The organism is Pseudomonas halotolerans (assembly GCF_039581215.1).
Lineage (GTDB): Bacteria > Pseudomonadota > Gammaproteobacteria > Pseudomonadales > Pseudomonadaceae > Aquipseudomonas > Aquipseudomonas tehranensis.
Genome location: NZ_JBCNTJ010000003.1, coordinates 167,037 through 187,556, shown reverse-complemented (window position 1 = coordinate 187,556; position 20,520 = coordinate 167,037). Strand labels below are relative to the sequence as shown.

General features: G+C 60.3%; 14 protein-coding genes. 9 read left to right on the top strand and 5 right to left on the bottom strand.

The features are described from left to right. Window positions 1-171: 171 nt before the first annotated feature. The 6 genes from mexE to AAIS01_RS05565 all read left to right on the top strand — a co-directional run bounded on the left by mexE (window position 172) and on the right by AAIS01_RS05565 (window position 10,745). The gene (gene mexE, locus AAIS01_RS05590; protein WP_343468163.1) at window positions 172-1,425 is read left to right on the top strand and encodes a multidrug efflux RND transporter periplasmic adaptor subunit MexE; all 1,254 of its coding nucleotides are present in this window, start codon (window positions 172-174) and stop codon (window positions 1,423-1,425) included. A 15-nt stretch (window positions 1,426-1,440) separates the two neighbouring features. After that, on the top strand, window positions 1,441-4,620 hold the full coding sequence (locus tag AAIS01_RS05585; RefSeq protein ID WP_343468162.1) for an efflux RND transporter permease subunit: 3,180 nt from the start codon (window positions 1,441-1,443) through the stop codon (window positions 4,618-4,620). Beyond that, the gene (locus AAIS01_RS05580) at window positions 4,617-6,038 is read left to right on the top strand and encodes an efflux transporter outer membrane subunit (protein WP_092398134.1); all 1,422 of its coding nucleotides are present in this window, start codon (window positions 4,617-4,619) and stop codon (window positions 6,036-6,038) included. The genes AAIS01_RS05585 and AAIS01_RS05580 overlap by 4 nt, the downstream gene beginning before the upstream one ends. A gap of 328 nt (window positions 6,039-6,366) precedes the next feature. After that, window positions 6,367-7,422, top strand: coding sequence for a tetratricopeptide repeat protein (locus tag AAIS01_RS05575; RefSeq protein WP_343468161.1), 1,056 nt, complete (start codon window positions 6,367-6,369; stop codon window positions 7,420-7,422). Between the two features lie 153 nt (window positions 7,423-7,575). Beyond that, window positions 7,576-9,078, top strand: a complete 1,503-nt coding sequence (locus tag AAIS01_RS05570) for an ATPase domain-containing protein (RefSeq protein ID WP_343468160.1) — start codon at window positions 7,576-7,578, stop codon at window positions 9,076-9,078. Next, window positions 9,075-10,745 carry a response regulator gene (locus AAIS01_RS05565; RefSeq protein WP_343468159.1) on the top strand — a complete coding sequence of 557 codons (1,671 nt, stop codon included), beginning with the start codon at window positions 9,075-9,077 and terminating at the stop codon, window positions 10,743-10,745. The genes AAIS01_RS05570 and AAIS01_RS05565 overlap by 4 nt, the downstream gene beginning before the upstream one ends. 100 nt (window positions 10,746-10,845) lie before the next feature. Here AAIS01_RS05565 and AAIS01_RS05560 read toward each other — a convergent pair whose 3' ends face one another. The 5 genes from AAIS01_RS05560 to AAIS01_RS05540 are packed head-to-tail and all read right to left on the bottom strand — an operon-like array spanning window position 10,846 to window position 17,383. After that, the gene (locus AAIS01_RS05560) at window positions 10,846-11,223 is read right to left on the bottom strand and encodes a response regulator (RefSeq protein WP_343468158.1); all 378 of its coding nucleotides are present in this window, start codon (window positions 11,221-11,223) and stop codon (window positions 10,846-10,848) included. Further along, window positions 11,216-12,496, bottom strand: a complete 1,281-nt coding sequence (locus AAIS01_RS05555) for a hybrid sensor histidine kinase/response regulator (RefSeq protein WP_343468157.1) — start codon at window positions 12,494-12,496, stop codon at window positions 11,216-11,218. Before AAIS01_RS05555 ends, AAIS01_RS05560 begins: the two co-directional genes overlap by 8 nt. Before the next feature lie 5 nt (window positions 12,497-12,501). Beyond that, window positions 12,502-13,089 (bottom strand): chemotaxis protein CheB, encoded by a 588-nt coding sequence (locus tag AAIS01_RS05550; RefSeq protein WP_343468156.1) that lies wholly within the window; start codon window positions 13,087-13,089, stop codon window positions 12,502-12,504. Further along, window positions 13,086-13,901 carry a CheR family methyltransferase gene (locus AAIS01_RS05545; RefSeq protein WP_343468359.1) on the bottom strand — a complete coding sequence of 272 codons (816 nt, stop codon included), beginning with the start codon at window positions 13,899-13,901 and terminating at the stop codon, window positions 13,086-13,088. Before AAIS01_RS05545 ends, AAIS01_RS05550 begins: the two co-directional genes overlap by 4 nt. Then, window positions 13,901-17,383, bottom strand: coding sequence for a response regulator (locus AAIS01_RS05540; RefSeq protein ID WP_343468155.1), 3,483 nt, complete (start codon window positions 17,381-17,383; stop codon window positions 13,901-13,903). The genes AAIS01_RS05545 and AAIS01_RS05540 overlap by 1 nt, the downstream gene beginning before the upstream one ends. Before the next feature lie 312 nt (window positions 17,384-17,695). On the opposite strand from AAIS01_RS05540, the gene AAIS01_RS05535 reads away from it, so the two are divergent. The 3 genes from AAIS01_RS05535 (at window position 17,696) to AAIS01_RS05525 (ending at window position 20,358) form a co-directional block, all read left to right on the top strand. Then, complete coding sequence (locus AAIS01_RS05535; protein ID WP_251009937.1) at window positions 17,696-18,001, top strand: response regulator; 306 nt, start codon at window positions 17,696-17,698, stop codon at window positions 17,999-18,001. Window positions 18,002-18,081: 80 nt separating this feature from the next. Further along, window positions 18,082-19,395: a glycosyltransferase gene (locus tag AAIS01_RS05530; RefSeq protein ID WP_343468153.1), complete on the top strand. Its 1,314-nt coding sequence runs from the start codon at window positions 18,082-18,084 to the stop codon at window positions 19,393-19,395. A gap of 57 nt (window positions 19,396-19,452) precedes the next feature. Further along, entirely contained in the window at window positions 19,453-20,358 is a 906-nt protein-coding gene (locus tag AAIS01_RS05525; RefSeq protein ID WP_256230084.1) for an AraC family transcriptional regulator, read from the top strand. Window positions 20,359-20,520: the final 162 nt, after the last annotated feature.

The window sequence follows — 20,520 nt, the reverse complement described above, 5'->3', positions numbered from 1 at the left end:
TGAAGGGATATCAGCAGGATTGATAGCAGCCTAACGAAAGCCCCAGGCTAGACACCTGGGCGATGGCTTATATCATTCCGAATGATAGTTACCTTTGTTTCATTCGATTCGTGCCTCACCGCCTCCCCCCGCATCATCCGCCCATCTCAATACTCTTGGCGGATGCTATCCATGGAATATTCACTTTCAAAACTGCGCTTTCCCCTCGCACTGATGGCGGTGCTGGTGATGAGCGCGTGCGGCAAGACCCCAGATACGGCGGCGTCCATGCCGGCGGCCAAAGTCAGTGTGGCCAAGGTGCTGGAGCAGCCGGTCAATGAGTGGGACGAATTCACCGGGCGCCTCGAGGCGCCGGAAACCGTCGAGATCCGACCACGGGTTTCGGGGCAGATCGATAGCGTAGCGTTCACCGAAGGCGCGCTGGTCAAAAAGGGCGATCTGTTATTCCAGATCGACCCGCGTCCGTTCCAGGCTGAAGTTCGACGCCTTGAAGCCCAACTGGCCCAGGCCCGTGCCACCGCCACTCGCAGCGAGAACGAAGCCAAGCGTGGCGAGCGCCTGCGCTTGAGCAACGCCATTTCCGCCGAGCTGGCGGATTCGCGCACCAGCGCTGCCCAGGAAGCCCGTGCTGCCGCTGCGGCGATCCAGGCGCAACTGGACCTGGCCAAACTGAACCTGAGCTTCACCCGAGTCACTTCGCCCATCAGCGGTCGCGTGAGCCGTGCGGATATCACCGCCGGCAACCTGGTAACCGCCGATGTCACGCCGCTCACCAGCGTGGTGTCCACCGACAAGGTCTACGCCTACTTCGATGCCGACGAACGCGTCTTCCTCAAATACACCCGCCTTGCCCGCGAGGGCCAGCGCGGTCAGGCGACTCCGGTCTACATGGGCCTGTCCAACGAGGAAGGTAATCCGCACCTGGGTCACATGAATTTCATCGACAACCAGGTCAATCCACAGACCGGTACCATTCGTGGTCGCGCGGTGTTCGACAACCAGGATGGCGCCTACACCCCAGGGCTGTATGCCCGGCTCAAACTAGTGGGCAGCGGCACTTACTCGGCCGTGCTGATCAACGACGAAGCGGTCGGCACCGATCTGGGCAAGAAGTTCGTGCTGGTGATGGACGCCGACAACAAACCGGCCTACCGCGCCGTCGAGCTGGGGCCGAAGATCGAAGGCCTGCGCATCGTGCGCAAGGGCCTGAGCAAGGACGACACCATCATCGTCAAGGGCCTGCAACGCGCTCGTCCCGGTTCGCCGGTCACGCCTGAAACCGTGCCGATGGCCAGCGAAGAAACCATCGCCGCCCTGGCACAACAACGAAAAGCGCTCGAAGCCAGCAACCTGCCCCAAGTCGCGCCTGCCAAGGCTGCTTCCGGATCGGCAGGCAAACTGGCCGCAGCGACCCCACGCGGTTAAGGGACTGAACTCAAGATGAAATTTTCCCAGTTCTTCATTTCGCGGCCGATCTTCGCAGCGGTGCTTTCGCTGCTGATCCTGATCGCCGGCGCCATCTCACTGTTCCAGTTGCCGATCAGCGAATACCCGGAGGTCGTACCGCCGACCGTGGTCGTGCGCGCCAACTTCCCGGGCGCCAACCCCAAGGTCATCGGCGAAACCGTGGCCGCGCCTCTGGAGCAAGCCATCACCGGCGTCGAGAACATGCTGTACATGTCCTCGCAATCCACCGCCGATGGCAAGATCACCCTGACCATCACCTTCGCGCTGGGCACCGACCTGGACAACGCTCAGGTGCAGGTGCAGAACCGTGTCACACGGACCGAACCCAAGCTGCCGGAAGAAGTCACGCGTATCGGCATCACGGTGGACAAGGCCTCGCCCGACCTGACCATGGTGGTGCACTTGACCTCGCCGGACCAGCGCTACGACATGCTTTACCTGTCCAACTACGCCCTGCTCAACATCAAGGATGAGCTGGCACGCCTGGGCGGCGTGGGTGATGTGCAGCTGTTCGGCATGGGGGACTATTCCCTGCGGGTCTGGCTTGACCCGAACAAGACGGCTTCGCGCAACCTGACCGCCACCGATGTGGTCACCGCCATCCGTGAACAGAACCGCCAGGTCGCCGCCGGTGCCTTGGGCGCGCCTCCGGCCCCCAATGCCCAGGCATTCCAGCTCTCGATCAACACCCAGGGACGCCTGGTGAATGAGGAAGAGTTCGAAAACATCATCATTCGTTCCGGCGAAAACGGTGAAATCACCCGCCTCAAAGACATCGCACGCGTGGAGCTGGGCTCGAGTCAATACGCCCTGCGCTCCTTGCTCGACAACCAGCCGGCGGTGGCAATCCCGATCTTCCAGCGCCCCGGCTCCAACGCCATTCAGATCTCCAACGACGTTCGCGCCAAAATGGACGAACTCAAGCAGAACTTCCCGGCGGGGATGGACTACAGCATCGTCTATGACCCGACGATCTTCGTGCGCGGCTCCATCGAGGCGGTGGTTCACACCCTGTTCGAAGCGCTGATCCTCGTGGTGCTGGTGGTGATCCTGTTCCTGCAGACCTGGCGCGCCTCGATCATTCCGCTGGTGGCCGTGCCGGTGTCGCTGATCGGTACGTTCGCCGTGATGCACCTGTTCGGCTTCTCGCTGAACGCGCTCTCGCTGTTCGGGCTGGTCCTGGCGATCGGTATCGTGGTGGACGACGCCATCGTGGTGGTGGAGAACGTCGAACGGAACATCGGTTTGGGCCTGACTCCGGTGGAAGCCACCAAACGCGCCATGGGCGAAGTGACCGGGCCGATCATCGCCACGGCACTGGTGTTGTGTGCGGTCTTCGTTCCCGCGGCGTTCATCAGCGGCTTGACCGGGCAGTTCTATAAGCAGTTCGCTTTGACCATTGCCATCTCCACGGTGATCTCGGCCTTCAACTCCCTGACCCTGTCACCAGCGTTGGCTGCCGTGTTGCTCAAGAGCCACGACGCGCCCAAGGACCGGTTTTCCAGGTTCCTGGACAAGATTTTCGGCGGCTGGTTGTTCCGCCCTTTCAACCGTTTCTTCGACCGTGCCAGCCACAGCTACGTGGGTACGGTAGGCCGAGTGATTCGCAGCAGCGGCATCGCCCTGCTGGTGTACGCGGGCCTGATGGTGTTGACGTTCTTCGGGTTCTCCAATACCCCGACCGGTTTTGTACCGGGCCAGGACAAGCAATACCTGGTGGCCTTCGCGCAACTGCCCGACGCCGCGAGCCTGGATCGCACCGAAGACGTGATCAAGCGCATGTCGGACATGGCCCTCAAGCAACCGGGCGTTGAAAGCGCCGTGGCCTTCCCTGGCCTGTCGATCAACGGCTTCACCAACAGCCCGAACGCCGGCATCGTGTTCGTGACCCTCAAGCCTTTCGACGAGCGCAAGGACCCCAGCATGTCTGCCGGGGCCATTGCCGGGGCCTTGAACGGCCAGTACTCGGAAATCCAGGAAGCCTACATGGCGATCTTCCCGCCGCCGCCGGTACAGGGTCTGGGCACGATCGGTGGTTTCCGTCTGCAAATCGAAGACCGGGGCAACCTGGGCTACGACGAGCTGTACAAAGAAACCATGAACATCATCACCAAGAGCCACAACGTGCCGGAACTGGCCGGGCTGTTCACCAGCTACACGGTGAACGTGCCGCAGGTCGATGCTGCCATCGATCGTGAAAAAGCCAAGACCCACGGCGTGGCCGTCAGCGACATCTTCGACACCCTGCAGATCTACCTGGGCTCGCTGTATGCCAACGACTTCAACCGCTTTGGCCGCACCTATCAGGTCAACGTTCAGGCCGAGCAGCAGTTCCGTCTCGAGTCGGACCAGATTGGCCAGCTCAAGGTGCGCAACAACCGTGGCGAGATGATCCCGCTGGCGACCTTCATCAAGGTCAGCGATACCTCGGGACCTGACCGGGTCATGCACTACAACGGCTTCATCACTGCGGAAATCAACGGTGCCGCTGCGCCGGGCTACAGCTCCGGCCAGGCAGAAAAGGCTATTGAGAAACTGCTCAATGAAGAATTGCCCAACGGCATGACTTACGAGTGGACCGACCTGACGTACCAGCAGATTCTTTCGGGCAACACCGCGCTGTTCGTGTTCCCGCTCTGCGTCCTGCTGGCGTTCCTGGTGCTGGCGGCGCAGTACGAAAGCTGGAGTCTGCCACTGGCGGTGATCCTGATCGTACCGATGACCCTGCTGTCGGCCATTACCGGGGTGATTCTCTCCGGCGGCGACAACAACATCTTTACCCAGATCGGATTGATCGTACTGGTGGGGCTTGCCTGCAAGAACGCCATTCTGATCGTCGAGTTTGCCAAGGATAAACAGCTCGAGGGTCTGAACCCCCTGGCTGCGGTGTTGGAGGCCTGCCGCTTGCGTCTGCGGCCGATCCTGATGACGTCCTTCGCGTTCATCATGGGCGTGGTGCCGCTGGTCTTCTCCAGCGGTGCCGGTGCGGAAATGCGCCATGCCATGGGTGTCGCGGTGTTCTCGGGCATGCTCGGGGTGACCTTCTTCGGCCTGCTGCTCACGCCGGTGTTCTATGTACTGATCCGCAACTTTGTCGAGCGCAGCGAGGCCCGCAAAGCGGCCCGTGCCTTGAAACTGGAGGCGCAACAATGAGTTTGAAAGTGTTTGTGCCAAGCCTGCTGGTACTGGCCTTGAGTGCGTGCGCCGTGGGCCCGGACTACAAGGCACCGCAAACGGAGGCGGCGAACATCACCACCGCCACCGACGGTGCCGCCGGTCAAAAGAATTTCGACCGGGCGCGTTTCGAAGGGATCTGGTGGCAGCAGTTCGAAGACCCGACGCTCAACGCGCTGGTCACCCGGTCTCTGGAGGGCAACCGCGAGTTACGCGTGGCGTTCGCCCGTTTGCGAGCGGCCCGGGCAATACGCGACGACGCCAGCAATGACGTCATGCCGACCATCACCAGCCGTGCCAGCAGCAACCTGGGCAAAGGCCAGGTGCCGGGCGAAACCACCGACCGGGTCAGTACCGAACGCTATGACCTGGGCCTGGACATGGCTTGGGAACTGGATCTGTTCGGGCGTATCCGGCGCAACCTGGAAGCCACCGATGCCGATCAGCAGGCGGTCGAAGCCGATCTCTATCAGTTACAGGTGACGATGATCGCCGAACTGGTGGACGCCTACGGTCAACTGCGCGGGGCCCAACTGCGGGAAAAAATCGCCCTGGCGAACCTTGAGAACCAACAGGCCTCGCGCAAGATTACCGAGAGCCTGCGCGACGCTGGCGTCGGCGATCAGCTCGACGTGGTCCGCGCCGATGCGCGCCTGGCCTCGGTCGAAGCCAGCGTGCCGCAGTTGCAGGCCGAACAGGTACGCCAGCGCAACCGCATCGCTACCTTGCTGGGCGAACGGCCGGACAAGCTGAGCGTGGACCTGAGCCCTAAACAGCTGCCGGCCATTGCCAAGGCCCTGCCGATTGGCGACCCGGGCGAACTGTTGCAACGTCGCCCAGACATTCTCAGTGCCGAGCGCCAACTCGCTGCCGCCACCGCGCGCATCGGTGTGGCCAAGGCCGACCTGTTCCCACGGGTCAGCCTCAGCGGTTTCCTGGGCTTTACTGCCGGGCGCGGTTCGCAGATTGGCTCCTCGGCGGCCAATGCCTGGGCGCTGGGGCCAAGCATCACCTGGGCCGCCTTCGATCTGGGCAGTGTGCGGGCTCGTCTGCGCGGTGCCGACGCCGAGGCTGACGGCGCGTTGGCGACCTACGAACAGCAAGTGCTGCTGGCCTTGGAGGAGTCGGAAAACGCCTTCAGCGACTACGGCAAGCGCCAGCAACGCCTGATTTCACTGATCCGTCAGAGCGAATCGAGCCGAGCCGCCGCTGACCTGGCCGAAATCCGCTACCGCGAAGGCACCGAGGATTTCCTCGTGCTGTTGGATGCCCAACGTGAGCGTCTGGCCGCCGAGGACACTCAGGCCCAGGCCGAAGTGGACCTGTATCGCGGCATTGTCGCGATCTACAAGGCCTTGGGCGGCGGCTGGCAACCGGAAACCGTAGCCAGCAACTGACCGATCTGATTCAACCGAGCTCCTTTGGTTGGCCGCAACCAACCAAATGTTTGCCCCGCTTCCCCTATTGGACGCGGGGCTTTTTTTGCCTGTTGCAAACCCAGTCTCTTGCGGGGCACCGAATCGAGGTTCGCCGCAGCTCCATTGTGGGAGCGGGCTTGCTCGCGAAAACGGCGGATCGGCTTGAGGAGATGTTGGATGTGCTGCCGCCTTCGCGAGCAAGCCCGCCCCCACAGGATCATGTGCAAACGCTTCACAAGGTTTGACTCAAGCCTGCGCCTGACCGAAGCTGGCGGCATTTCACGCTTCCTGGTTATGGACTACCTGCATGCCCTCGCCTCGCCGCTATCTGTTGCTCAGCCTGCTCGTCCTGGTGGTCATCGGTCTAGTCGCAATGTGGCTACGCAGCACGACGCCGCAAATCCCCGAGGCAATCAAGCGTGGCTACAGTGAAGCCCTTGAGCACGCACGCAATGGGCAGCCAGGGGCCGCGCGGATGCTCTATCAGCAATTGGGGCGCCCGGACCTGTCGCCCAAACGCCGGGTATGGCTGCACGCCGAGCTACCAAACTATCCAAGCCCCCAAGCCCTGAAATTGGCGGACGCAGACCTGCACAGCGAATCGCCGGACGTGCGTCGAGCGGCCATCGGCAGCATCGGCGGGCTAGTGCCAACAGGCCAGCGCAGCCTGTTGCTGGGGCCGTTACTCGAAGATCAAGACCCAAGCGTGCGGTTCGCCGCAGTGAACGCGCTGCTGGGTTTATCACCGGATGAGCTTGGTTTGTACTTCGGGCCCATGCAGCTTGCCATCGGCATGTGGCAGCAGACGCTTGAAGACGGTCCACAAACCGCCGAATCCTACTATCAGCTCGCCCGGCTGTATCTGCACAACGCTGAACTGAAAAAGGCTCAATTGGCGCTGGAGCAGGTCTTGCGCCTGCAACCGGACAACCTGCCGGCACTGGTCATGCAGATCGAAGTGCTGGACAAACAGGGCCAGGCCGACGCCGCACGTCAATTGCTGGCCCAACAGTTGAAAGCCCAACCGGAGTCGGCTTATCTGCAGCATGCGTTGGGCATGTGGCTGCTGCAACACGGCCAGACCGAGTTCGCAGTGCTTGGCTTGGTAAAGGCAGTGGAGCTTGAGCCCGATAACCGGCATTACCGCTATGACCTGGCAACCACCCTGTATGCCGAACAGGAACTGGAAGCGGCGCAAAAACAGTTGCAGGAAATCGTTCAGCGCTACCCGGCTGATCGCAGGGCGCGAGTGTTGCTGATCCACTACTGGAAGGAGTCCGGGCAATTACAGAATGTGCAGATCCTGTTGGCGCAACTGGAGCAACTCAACCCAGACGATCCGGCGTTGCAGCAGGGTCTGTAGCGGTCGCGCCGAGCGTCAAAAGTTGTGCGGTGCACCGCGTTTTGTCGATGTAAGCGGAACCGCCATGACGGCCAAAGGTCAAGTGATCAGGCAGTTCATTTTCAGGCGTTATGCAGCCTGCTGCCCACTTCCCTAGTCATGAGAGGGCTTTTTTTGTCTACATCTAACGAGTTGATCAGCGCAAAAGCCGCCACCGGTATTGAAGGGCTGGATGACATCCTTTCCGGTGGCTTGTCCCGCGGCCATGTGTTCCTGCTGGAAGGGGAACCCGGGACCGGCAAGACCACGGTCGCGTTGCAATTCCTGTTGGCCGGCGCCCAGGCCGGCGAACGTTCGTTGTACATCACGTTGTCGGAAACCGAGCGTGAACTACGCCAAGGCGCAGCGTCCCACGGTTGGACGATCGATGAAAACGTGCATATCTTCGAGCTGACCCCTCCCGAAAGCCTGCTCAACGCCGAGCATCAGCAAAGCCTGCTGTACTCCTCGGACCTGGAGCTGGGGGAAGCGACCCGGCAGATATTCGAAGTGGTCGAGCGGGTCAAGCCGACCCGGGTGGTGCTCGACAGCCTGTCGGAGATCCGCCTGCTGGCGCAAAGCTCACTGCGCTATCGCCGCCAGATCCTGGCGATCAAGCATTACTTCGTGCGCTACGACGCCACGGTGCTGCTGCTCGATGACCTGACCACCGAATCCCTGGACAAGACCGTGCACAGCGTCGCTCATGGGGTGATTCGCCTGGAAGAACTGACGCCCAATTATGGCGCCGAGCGGCGACGCATTCGGGTGGTCAAATATCGCGGGCAGAAATACCGGGGTGGTTATCATGACTTCACCATCATGGGCGACGGCATTCATGTCTTCCCGCGTCTGGTGGCTGCCGAACACCGCGGGCAATATCTGCGCCAGCAATTGTCCAGTGGTCTTGATGGCATGGACGCCTTGCTGGGCGGCGGCATCGAAACGGGTTCCAGCACCTTGATCCTGGGCCCGGCCGGCACCGGCAAATCGCTGATTTCGATGATTTTCGCCGCGGCCGCCGTGCAGCGTGGGGAAAAAGCCGCACTGTTCATCTTTGATGAAGAACTGGGTCTGCTGTTTGAACGCATGAGGAACGTCGGCATCGACCTGGAGGCGCTCAGAGCGACCGGGAACCTGGTGATCGAACAGGTGGACGCCGCCGAGTTGTCTCCCGGCGAGTTTTCGCATCGGGTGCGCCGTTGTGTCGATGAAGGCAACATCAAGACTGTTGTGATCGACAGCATCAATGGCTACCAGGCCGCCATGCCGGAGGAAAATGCCCTGGTGCTGCACGTCCATGAGCTGCTGCTCTACCTCAACCGCAGGGGTGCTGCGACCTTCATGACCGTGGCGCAACACGGTCTGGTGGGTGACATGCAGGCGCCGGTGGACATTACCTACCTGGCCGATACGGTGATTCTGTTGCGTTATTTCGAAGCGCTGGGCAAAGTCCGCCGAGCGATCTCCATCATCAAGAAACGCACCGGCAGCCACGAATCCACGATTCGCGAGTACCGCATCGGCAGACAGGGCATGACCATTGGCGAGCCGCTGGAAGCTTTCCAGGGTGTATTGCGTGGGGTGCCGAACTACATGGGAGCGGATAATCCGTTGCTCAAGGATGATCAACAGTGACGTTGGTCGAGCCCCTGTCGGAGCGGGCGTTGATCCTCGCGCCACTGGGGCGCGACAGCCAGATTGCCCTGATGATCCTGCGCGAAGCCGGCTTCGGCGGCCTTATCTGCCAACATCTGGGTCACCTGTGCGAAGAGCTGCAGCACGGCGCCGGCCTGTTGGTGATTTCCTCCGAAGCCCTGGTGGGGCCGGATCTGGAAACGCTGTTGTCGCATATCGAAGAACAACCGGCCTGGTCAGACCTGCCGATTGTTTTGTTGACCCACCACGGCGGGCCGGAACAGAACCCTGCGGCGCGTATCGGCACCCAGTTGGGCAACGTCACGTTCCTCGAGCGGCCTTTTCACCCGGTCACGCTGGTGAGCGTGGTCACCACCGCCCTGCGTGGTCGCCGCAGGCAATATGAAGCCCGAGACCGCCTGATCGACCTGAGTAACAGCGAACTGCGCCTGCAAACCACCCTCGAGACCCTTGAGCAACAAGTGGAAGAACGCACGGCCCAGCTACGCCACAATGAGGAAGCCTTGCGTCAGTCGCAAAAAATGGAAGCGGTCGGGCAACTCACGGGGGGTATTGCCCATGACTTCAACAACATGCTCACCGGGATCATCGGCAGCCTCGAACTGCTGCGCCGGCGCCTGGCCCGCGGGCGCACCGAAGACCTGGACAGCCTGATCGATCTGGGGGTGACATCGGCCAATCGCGCAGCCGGCCTGACGCACCGTTTGCTGGCCTTTTCCCGGCGACAATCGCTGGACTCAAAAGCGGTGCAGATGAACACCCTGGTGCTGTCTATGGGCGAGCTGTTGCAGCGTAGCCTCAACGAGAGCGTCCGGCTGGACATGCAACTGGACGATCAGCTCTGGATCGCCGAAGCCGACCCCAACCAACTGGAAAGCGCCCTGCTCAACCTGGTACTCAACGCCCGGGACGCAATGCCCGACGGTGGGCAATTGGTGGTCAAGACCTTCAATCAACAGCTGGAGGCCGACTTCACCGAGGCTTATACCAACCTGGAGCCGGGCGATTACGTGGTATTGAGTGTGCAGGATTCCGGCTGCGGGATGCCTGAAGCGGTCATCAATCGTGCGTTCGACCCGTTTTTCACCACCAAGCCGATCGGCCAGGGCACCGGGCTGGGGCTGTCGATGATCTATGGGTTCAGCAAGCAGTCGCGGGGTCACGTGACCATTGACAGCGAAGTCGGCAAAGGCACCACCGTGAACCTCTATCTGCCGCGCTTCGTGGGTGAAGAGGTCAATGAGCCACAGGTCGCTACACAGCACGCCCCTTACGCCCAGGACGGCGAGACCGTACTGATCGTCGAGGACGACCCGGCGGTGCGGGTGCTGGTCAGCGCCGTGTTGAGCGAGCTGGGCTATGCCTTCGTCGAGGCCGCCGATGCTGACGGCGCCGTGCCGATCCTTCAGTCAAGCCAGCGCATCGACCTATTGATCAGCGACGTGGGCTTGCCGGGCATGAACGGCAGGCAACTGGCGGAAATCGGCCGGCAGATCCGCCCGGACCTGCGGGTGCTGTTCATCACCGGTTATGCTGAACATGCAGCGGTGCGCGGCGGCTTTCTGGATCCCGGCATGCAGATGATCACCAAACCGTTCACCTTTGACCTGTTGACGGCCAAGGTGCGGGAGATGATCAAGGTGTGAGCCGGCCAAGTGTCAGCACAGCGTTCGCCCGTGACCAGGGATTTTGTGGCAGCAAGGCCTGCTCCCACAAAATCTCGCCCTCCTTCATCCTTCTACACGCCTACGACAACATCGTGCGCATCATGTGCTGCAACACATCCAGGTCGAACGGTTTGCCCAGGATCGGGGCCTTGCGGGTGATGGGACTGTCGGTGTCGCGCACTTCCTGTGCGTAACCACTGATAAAGATGACTTTCAGGTCCGGGCGCAGGCGGACCGCCGGTTCCGCGATTTGCACGCCAGTGATGCCACCGGGCAGGCGGAAGTCGGTGATCATCATGTCCAGGTGGGGCTTGCTGGCCAGGATCTCGAACGCCTGCTCACCGTTTTCGGCCTGCAACACTCGATACCCCTCGCCCGACAGGTAGGCCGACAATACCATCAGGATCGACGGGTCATCCTCGACGATCAGTACAACGTCTTGCGCATCTTCACTCATGAGAAGCCTTTGTTCGATCAATAGCTGCTGATACGACCGTCGGGTCACTCAGAGGTTGCGTCTGTTCGACGGTTTTGGGCAAGACCGTTTTTTGAAAAGGCAGACAGACGCGAAACAACGCCCCTTCATTGAGGCGGCTATTGACCGTGATAGTACCGCCATGAGCGGTCACAATCTGCTCGGAGATGAACAACCCCAGCCCCAGGCCTGAAACGACGGCCTTGGACGATACCCGCTCGAACTGCTGGAAGATCCGTTCCTGGTTCTCCTCGCTGATGCCGATCCCGTGGTCCTGGACTTCGACGCAGGCATGGTCGGGGGTCTTGTAGACACGCACCTCGATAGGGCTTTTACCGCCATAGCGCAAGGCGTTGGTCAGCAGATTCGACACCACCTGCTCAATACGAAATTCATCCCAATGCCCTTCCACCGACGGCTCGGCCGTGCAGATCAATGAGCATTCGGCGGCCAGCGCTTGCGGCTGAAAGTTGTGTAGCAGGTTTTCAACCAGCGTCGTCAGGTTGAAGCGGCTCGGACGGATGGACAATTTGCCGGTGCGAATCCGCGACACGTCGAGCATGTCCTCGATCAACCGGATCAGGCTTTTGATCTGGCGCTCGTCACGCTCAACCATCGCCTGAACCTTATCCAGGCTGAAGGCAGCGGCATTGTCCCGGGCCAGGTGCATCTTGCGCAGCTGCGTCTCGAGAATCAGGCCGTTGAGAGGCGTGCGAACCTCATGGGCAACGATCGACATGAAGTCGTCGCGCATACGCACCGCCTGCTCCAGCTCGCTGCGAGTGGCTTGCAATTGCGCCAATAACGCCTCCTGCTCCCGGCGACTCTCCTGCAGTGCAATGACCTGCTCTTTCATCGCCTTTCTCTGGCGATACAGCTCAACAAACACGTTGACCTTGCTTTTGACCGCGTGGTTGTCCAGAGGCTTGTGCAGGAAGTCCACCGCGCCACTTTCGTAACCGGTGAAGGCATAGTTGCGCTCACGGCCAGCGGCGCTGACAAAAATGATGGGAATGCTGCGGGTTTTCTCGGTGCCGCGCATCAATTCGGCTAGCTCAAATCCGTTCATTCCCGGCATCTGTACGTCAATAATGGCCAGGGCAAAGTCGTGTTGCAGCAGCAGAGACAGCGCCTCATCAGCCGACAAGGCTTTGAAAACCTCGCGGTCATCAAGCCTGATCAGTGCTTCCAGGGCCAACAGATTCTCGGGCAGATCGTCGACGATCAGCAGTTTGGCTTGAATATCTCTTGGCATGGGGTTCATTCCAGCGCGGCCAATAACTGGCCGATGCCTTGCAAAGTAAGGAGATGGTCGGGCTCTTGAAGGGCAAGCGCCGCTTCGGGCATGGTCGAAACCTGTGCTTCGTCGGGGTCCTGGATCACCGTGATCCCGCCCAGTTCCCTGACCTTGGCCAGCCCCCGGGCGCCATCGTTGTTAGCGCCGGTCAGCACCACCGCCAGCAGATTCGGGCCGAAGACATCGGCGGCGGATTCGAACAGCACGTCGATGGATGGCCGCGAGTGGTGCACCGGTTCCTCCAGGCTCAATGACAGGCTGCGATCAGCTTCGACCGACAGGTGATAGCCGGGCGTGGCAACGTATAAGGTGCCCGGCTGGATATCCTGCTTGTCCTGAGCCTCCTGCACCGGTACCGCAAGGCGATGGTTGAAAACACTGGCCATCTGGCTGTCGCGTTCGTCGGGCAGGTGCAGCACCACCAGGATAGGCACCCTGAAGCCCTTGCGCAGTTGCCCAAACACCTTGAGCAGCGCTTCGACGCCGCCGGCAGAAGCCCCGACGACAATGGCTTCGATCGGGGCTCTGGATCTGTTGGTCATCTGGCTCATAACTTGCGGTAGATCCGTTCCTGTTTGACCAACGGCTCGAACTGTTTGCCGAAAGACGAAAACTCCAGGGTCTCCTTGCTGCCCAGCACCAGGAAACCACGGTGACAAAGAGACTCATGAAACAGTCCAAAGGCGCGATCTTGCAGCTTCTTATTAAAATAAATCAATACGTTACGACATGAAATTAATTGTGTTTCTGAAAATACACTGTCGGTCGCCAGGCTATGATCGGCAAAGGTCACGTTCTCGCACAGGGTCTTGTCGAACATCGCGTAATCGTAGGCGGCGGTGTAATAATCGGCAAATGATCGCCGCCCTCCAGCGCGCTGATAGTTCTGGGTGTAGGCCCGCACATTCTCAAGGGAAAAGATGCCCTGCTTGGCTTTCTCCAGAGAGCGCGGATTGATGTCGGTGGCATAGATCAGCGTGCGGTCCAGCAGGCCCTCCTCGCGCAACAGGATCGCCATGGAATAGACCTCCTCCCCCGTGCTGCAACCGGCGATCCAGATTTTGATCGACGGGTAGGTCTTGAGCAGCGGCACCACTTCTTCGCGAATCGCCAGGAAATGCGACGGGTCGCGAAACATCTCGCTGACAGGGATCGTCAACAGCTGCAGCAGTTGCATGAACATGCCCGGGTCGTGCAACACGCGCTCCTGCAGTGCCGAGATGGTCTTGCACTCGAACTGACTCAGCGCGTGCTGGACCCGGCGTTTGATGGAAGCGCCAGAATAGTCCCGAAAATCGTAGCTGTACTTGAGATAGATCGCGTCGATCAACAAACGGATTTCAATATCAGTGTTACGTTCCACTAAATTCTTTCCATATTCGGCAACCACACGCGAATCAGCGAGAACAGACGATCCAGATCGATCGGCTTGGCCAGGTAATCGTTGGAACCGGCTGCCAGGCAGCGTTCCTGATCATCCTTCATGGCCTTGGCCGTCACGGCAATGATCGGCAGCTTGCGCCAGCGCGGGTCCTTACGGATCAGCGCGGTGGCTTCGAAACCGTCCATCTCCGGCATCATCACATCCATCAGCACCAGGTCGATGTCGTCGACTTCGTTCAGACGCTCGATCGCTTCATAGCCGTTACGGCCGATGACGACGATCGCCCCCTTGGCCTCCAGGGCACTGGTCAGGGCGAAAATGTTTCGCACATCATCGTCCACCAACAGCACTTTACGCCCCTCGAAAACCTTGTCGCGGCTGCGGGCGGTTCTGAGCATCCGCTGCCGTTCATGGGACAACCGGGATTCGACTTTGTGCAGAAAAAGTGTGACCTCATCAAGCAAACGCTCTGGTGATCGGGCCCCCTTGATGATGATCGAACGCGAATACTTGCGCAGCTCGGCTTCCTCGTCGCGCGTCAGGTTGCGTCCGGTGTAGACGATCACGGGCGGGAACGAACAGATCTCTTCGGTGGACATGCGCTTGAGCAGGTCATTGCCCAGCATGTCAGGCAGCTTCAGGTCGATGATCATGCAGTCGTAGACGTTGGTTTGCAGCAGATCCAGGGCTTGCTGGGCCAGGCCGACAGCGGTGATCTCAATGTCATCGTCGCCGATCAGGCGCGTAATGCTATCGCGCTGCAAGTCATCGTCCTCCACCAGCAGCACCCGCTTGACCTTCTGGGTCAACTTGGCTTCAAGACGGGCGAACACTTCCTTGAGCTCTTCGCGGGTGGTGGGTTTGACCGCATAGCCGACGGCGCCCATGTGCATCGCGGCTTCCACGCGATCCTCGACGGAAATCACGTGCACCGGGATATGCCGGGTTCCAGGCTGCTCCTTGAGCCGCTGCAACACCGTCAGCCCGGAGTGATCGGGCAGGCGCATGTCCAGCAGGATCGCGTCGGGGCTCAACTGCAAGGCCAAGTCGAAGCCTTCATCGGCGCCATGGGCCACCAGGCACTGATAACCGAGTTCGTGGGCCAGGTCGAAAAGGATGCGGGCAAACTTGGGTTCGTCTTCGATGACCAGAATACAACGGCTTTTGAACGGCGCGTTGTCGCGATCATCATCGAACCGGGCGGTGGGCGCTTGGACTTGGGCGATCAGCGCTGGGGACGCCATCTCCGGGGTGGCTCGCACCGGCAGAGCGGCTGACGTGGGCAGTGTCCTCGGCTCTTGCGGGGTTTCCCCCGGCTCGTGATAGCGCTCCGGCAAGACCAGCGTAAACACACTGCCCTGCCCCGGTTCGCTGGAAACGGAGATCGAGCCGCCCAGCAAGGTGGCCAGGTCACGGGAAATCGACAACCCCAAGCCGGTGCCGCCATAACGGCGGTTGGTGGTGCCATCAGCCTGGCGGAAGGCTTCAAAAATGCTTTCTTGCTGATCGGCGGCGATACCAATCCCGGAGTCACGCACCGTGAACGCGATACTCGAATCCGGCTGACCAGTCACCGACAGGCAGACGGTACCACGCTCGGTGAACTTCACCGCGTTGGACAGCAGGTTCTTGAGTACCTGCTCCAGACGCTGGCGGTCGGTATACAACGTGGCTGGGGCGTCAGGCAGCAATTGCACCTCAAGGCTCAAGCCTTTTTCGCTCGCCAGGGGCATGAACATGTCACGCAAGCCTTCCACCAGGCGCGACACGCCGGTGTTCTCGGGGCGCACTTCCAGTTTCCCGGCTTCGACCTTGGAGATGTCGAGAATGTCATTGATCAGGTTCAGCAAGTCGTTACCGGCGCAATAGATCGACTCGGCAAACTTCACCTGCTCCTCGCTGAGGTTCTGCTGAGGATTCTCCGCCAGCAGTTTGGACAGGATCAGTGAACTGTTGAGCGGCGTGCGCAATTCATGGGACATGTTCGCCAGGAACTCGGACTTGTATTTGCTCGAACGCTGCAGCTCTTCGGCGCGTTCCTGTAACTGGACCTGCGCCAGGTTCAGTTCGTTGTTCTTCTGGTCCATGGCGTCGCGCTGTTCAGCCAGTTGCTCGTTAGTCTGCTCCAGCTCCTGTTGCTGGGCTTCCAGATGGGCCTGGGACTCCTTGAGGATGCGCGACTGCTCTTCCAGTTCCTCGTTGGCGGTCCTGAGTTCTTCCTGCTGAACTTGCAGCTCTTCGTTCAACTGCTGGGTTTCGGCCAGCACTTCCTGCAGACGCTGCCGATAACGAGCCGCCTCAATGGAGGTGCCAATGTTGCCGGCCACCAGTTCCAGCAGTTCAATATCGCGCTCGGTCAGCGGACGTAAAAAGCCCAGCTCGATGACACCGTTGATCCGGTCGTCGTCGCTGGTCGGCACCACCACCACGCTGTTGGGCGCCCCCTGGCCGAGCCCGGAGCTGATGTTCAGGTAATCGTCGGGCACATCATCCAAGCGGATGAGACGTGCCTGTTGTACGGCCTGGCCCGCGATCCCTTCACCTGCAACGATCACCTGATGATGCTCGTCATCCTCTCGCGACATGCCGTAAGTGGCCACGCGCCTGAGCAGACCGTTCTCTTCGCGCGCATAAAGTGCCGCTACCACCGCTCCCATGTATTGGGCACAGAACTGCAGGATGTTGCGCCCCAGCAGGTTCAGCGTCAGTTGGCCCAGGACCTGCTCCGCCAGTTGAGTCTGGCCATTGCGCAGCCAGGCCTGCTTTTCCAGACGTAACGCGCTCTGCTGCTGGACCTTCAGACTGGCGCTGTAGTTGTTGGAGAGCCCCAACAGATCCCTGCGTCCGACATAGGCCAGCAACCCACTGACAGCGGCCACGAACAATAGATACAGCGCGATGCTCCAGAGGGTGGTGGTGCGCACTTGCTCATTGCGCTCGGCACGCAATTGCTGTTCGGACTCGACGATATCTTCGAAGGTCTTGCGTATCTCATCGGTCAAGCGCTTGCCGCGACCGGCCTTTACCGCGCCCCGGTAATCACCGCTGTTGCGCTGCATGTTGATCATGTCCTGGGCGTAATTGGCCCACTCCACCTGAAGCGCTTGTACCTTGCGCAGCCGATCAACCTGGACGGGGTTGTCGGCTGTCAATTCCAGCAATGTGTCCAAGGCCACGGCGATACGTGGCTTGGCGACTTCATAGGGGTCGAGGAAGTGCTCGTCGCCCGTCAAGAGGTAGCCGCGCATGCCGGTTTCCAGGTCCACGCTCAGTTTGAGCGCTTCGTTGGCGTTATTGATCACCCGGTCGGTATGCCCCACCCATTGGATGACCGATAACAGATAGGTGATCAGCACGATGAAAAACACGGCGCTAAGGGCGCCGATGCCAAGGGGCAGGCTGATATTGCGGCTCAGGAGCTTGCGAAAACTTTGCTCGTCAACCGAAGACGAAGGAGTCATGGAATAAGCCTTGGTGGACAGTGAAAACCGTGGAGTTTGCCGAAAAACACCGGTTGGATCCACACTCTGACGGCGCAAAGGCGCAAACTCCACAAAAAGCCTGAGGATGCGACGATCCTTGTCAGCTCTTGTACTATAGATCCTTTCTTGTACAACCCCGGGAACTTGTGCCGCCTCGCTACTTACTCATGCATAAGGCCGTTTTTCGGCGCACCTCCCCAACTCAATACACCGAGAATGCCAACTATGCACAACCACGCTCCTGATACTCAGCCGACCATTCTGGTAGTCGAAGACGACGACATTGTGCGTATGTTGATTGTCGACGTGCTGGAAGAGCTGGAATACCAGGTACTGGAAGCGGACGGCTGTGAACAGGCCCTGGCGTATCTGGGCAATGATGCGCAGCCCATAGCCTTGATGATGACCGATGTCGGTCTGCCGGGGATGGACGGTCGCGAGCTGGCCAAGCAGGCCCGATCGGCTCGGCCTCAGCTACCCATTCTGTTTGCCAGCGGTTATGCCGAAAGCATTGATGTGCCCGAAGGCATGGCGGTGATTGGCAAGCCTTTTTCCATCGATCAGTTGCGCGACAAGGTCAACGGTATTCTTTCTTGAGCCCGACGGGATTGTTGGTCACTATCGGCGCCCCGCGCTGATCGCGCTCACGTCGATTCGTTCCAAGGAAGCCCCCGCTCATGCGTCAACCCACCGCCACCAAGGTCCTGGTTATCGGCTATGTCTGGCCCGAGCCGCGTTCATCGGCTGCCAGCGGGCACGTCATGCAGATTCTGGAGGCCTTCCTCGGGCAAGGCTGGGACATTACCTTCAGCAGTCCCGCAGGCCCTGGCGAGAACCGTGCCGACCTGATCGCGCTGGGCATCGGCGAAGTACCGATCGAACTCAACAGCAGCAGCTTCGACGCATTCATCGCTGAACTGGCCCCGGATATCGTGTTGTTCGACCAGTTCATGATGGAGGAACAGTTTGGCTGGCGGGTCGAAAAACACTGCCCCGGCGCCCTTCGTGTGCTGGAGACTTCCGATCTGCAAAGCCTGCGCCACGCCCGGCATCAGCGGCTCAAGGATCGTTTGAAGACGGATGACGTTTCCCAGGACTTCAGCGATCTGTTTGCGCAAGACCTGCGTCAGGCGTTCGAGCTGATGGCCGACAGCGACCTTGCCAAGCGGGAAATCGCTGCCCTGTACCGGTGCGACCTGAGCCTGATGGTGTCCGAAGTCGAGATCGAGTTGCTGGTAGAGCACTTCAAACTGCCCCGCAACCTCTTGCAGTGGTGCCCCTTGATGCTGGACTTGCCGAGCGAAGCCAGCGTGCCGTTCGAAGATCGGGCGCATTTCCTGAGCATCGGCAACTTCCGCCACGCGCCGAACTGGGACGCCGTGCTCTGGATGAAAAACGCCATCTGGCCACTGATCCGCCAACAACTGCCTGACGCGCAGTTGCACCTGTATGGCGCCTACACTCCACCCAAGGCAGCGGCCCTGCACAACCCGGCCCAAGGCTTTCACATCATGAACTGGGCCGAAGATGCCCTGCAGGTCATGTCGGCGGCCCGTGTCTGTCTGGCGCCGCTGCGTTTCGGTGCCGGAATCAAGGGCAAGCTGATCGAGGCCATGCTGTGCGGCACGCCCAATGTCACCACGCCCATCGGCGCAGAGGCTATGCAGGGTGAAATGCCCTGGCCCGGATCGATTGCCCAAAGCGCCGCCGAAATTGCCCGCGCCGCGGTGCAGTTGTACCGCGACCAGCGCCTTTGGACCCGCGCCCAGGACGACGGCCTGGCCCTGTTGAGGGACCGTTACCGCCGACAGGTTCACGCCCAGGCGCTGATTGATAGTCTCAATGCCTGCCGCGCCGACCTTGAGCAACGGCGCCGGGAGAACTTCACCGGCAGCATGTTGCGTCACCACCAGCACAAGAGCACTCAATACATGTCCCAGTGGATTGAGGAAAAGAACCGCAACAGCCAGGCAGCCAGCGCTGCGGGGTAGCCCCCGTGCGGCGAAGGGGGCATTATCCAACGGCAATAACAATAAAAGCGCCAGGCCATGACCCGAACAGCAAGAGTCACCGATCCTTCCTACGAGTTGATGGACGACCATAACGGGTTGTCCATCATCTATCGCCAGCACGGCTTCCCGTGCCCGCTGGTGCGCTGGCATTTCCATAAGGAATACGAGTTGCACCTGATCGTCGCCAGCTCCGGCAAGGTGTTCATCGGTGACTACATCGGCAACTTTTACCCGCAATCGCTGTTTCTCACCGGCCCCAACCTGCCTCACAACTGGATCAGCCAGGTCGCCGAGGACGAGGTAGTGCCCAAGCGTGACATGCTGGTGAATTTTACCGACGAGCTGTTCGAGAGCGGTCATCAGGTGTTTGCTGAGCTCAAGACCGTCGCTCCTCTGCTGGAGCGAGCCCAGTACGGCATCGAATTTCGCTGCAAGCGCACCATCCGCCAGGCCATGATCCTGATGCAGCGCATCGCTGATTCCCAAGGCATGAGCCGGCTGGGACATTTTTTCATCCTGATGGAGCTGCTGGCCGCAACCGATGACTATCAATTGCTCTCCGGCGCCACCGCAGCGCAACCGGCGGACGAACACAGCATCGACCGCACCAACCGGGCGGTGGATTACATCTTTGCCCATTACGCACGGGAATTGTCCCTGGAAGAGGTCGCCGACCACCTGGGCATGAAGCCCACGTACTTCAGCCGCGTCTTCAAACAGGCCACCGGCCGCTGTTTCATCGAGTTCGTCAATCGTCTGCGCATCAGCAAGTCCTGCGAATTGCTGGCCGACGGCGACAAGCCGGTGACGGATGTGTGTTTTGAGTCCGGGTTCAACAACATTTCCAACTTCAACCGGCGCTTCCAGCAGCTCAAGGGCATGACCCCTTCCCATTACCGGCGGCTGGCGGTGCAGCGCTTGACCGAGCAGAACCAGGGCTGACATTTTTTCGCCCCGACAGCCCCCCCGTGGCGAGGGAGCTTGCTCCCGCTGGGGCGCGCAGCGGCCCTTGTTTTTTGGGTCTGCTGCGCAGCCCAGCGGGAGCAAGCTCCCTCGCCACGGGGTTCATTGTTTAGCCGCATTTCTCTTCAGTGCAAAAAAGTA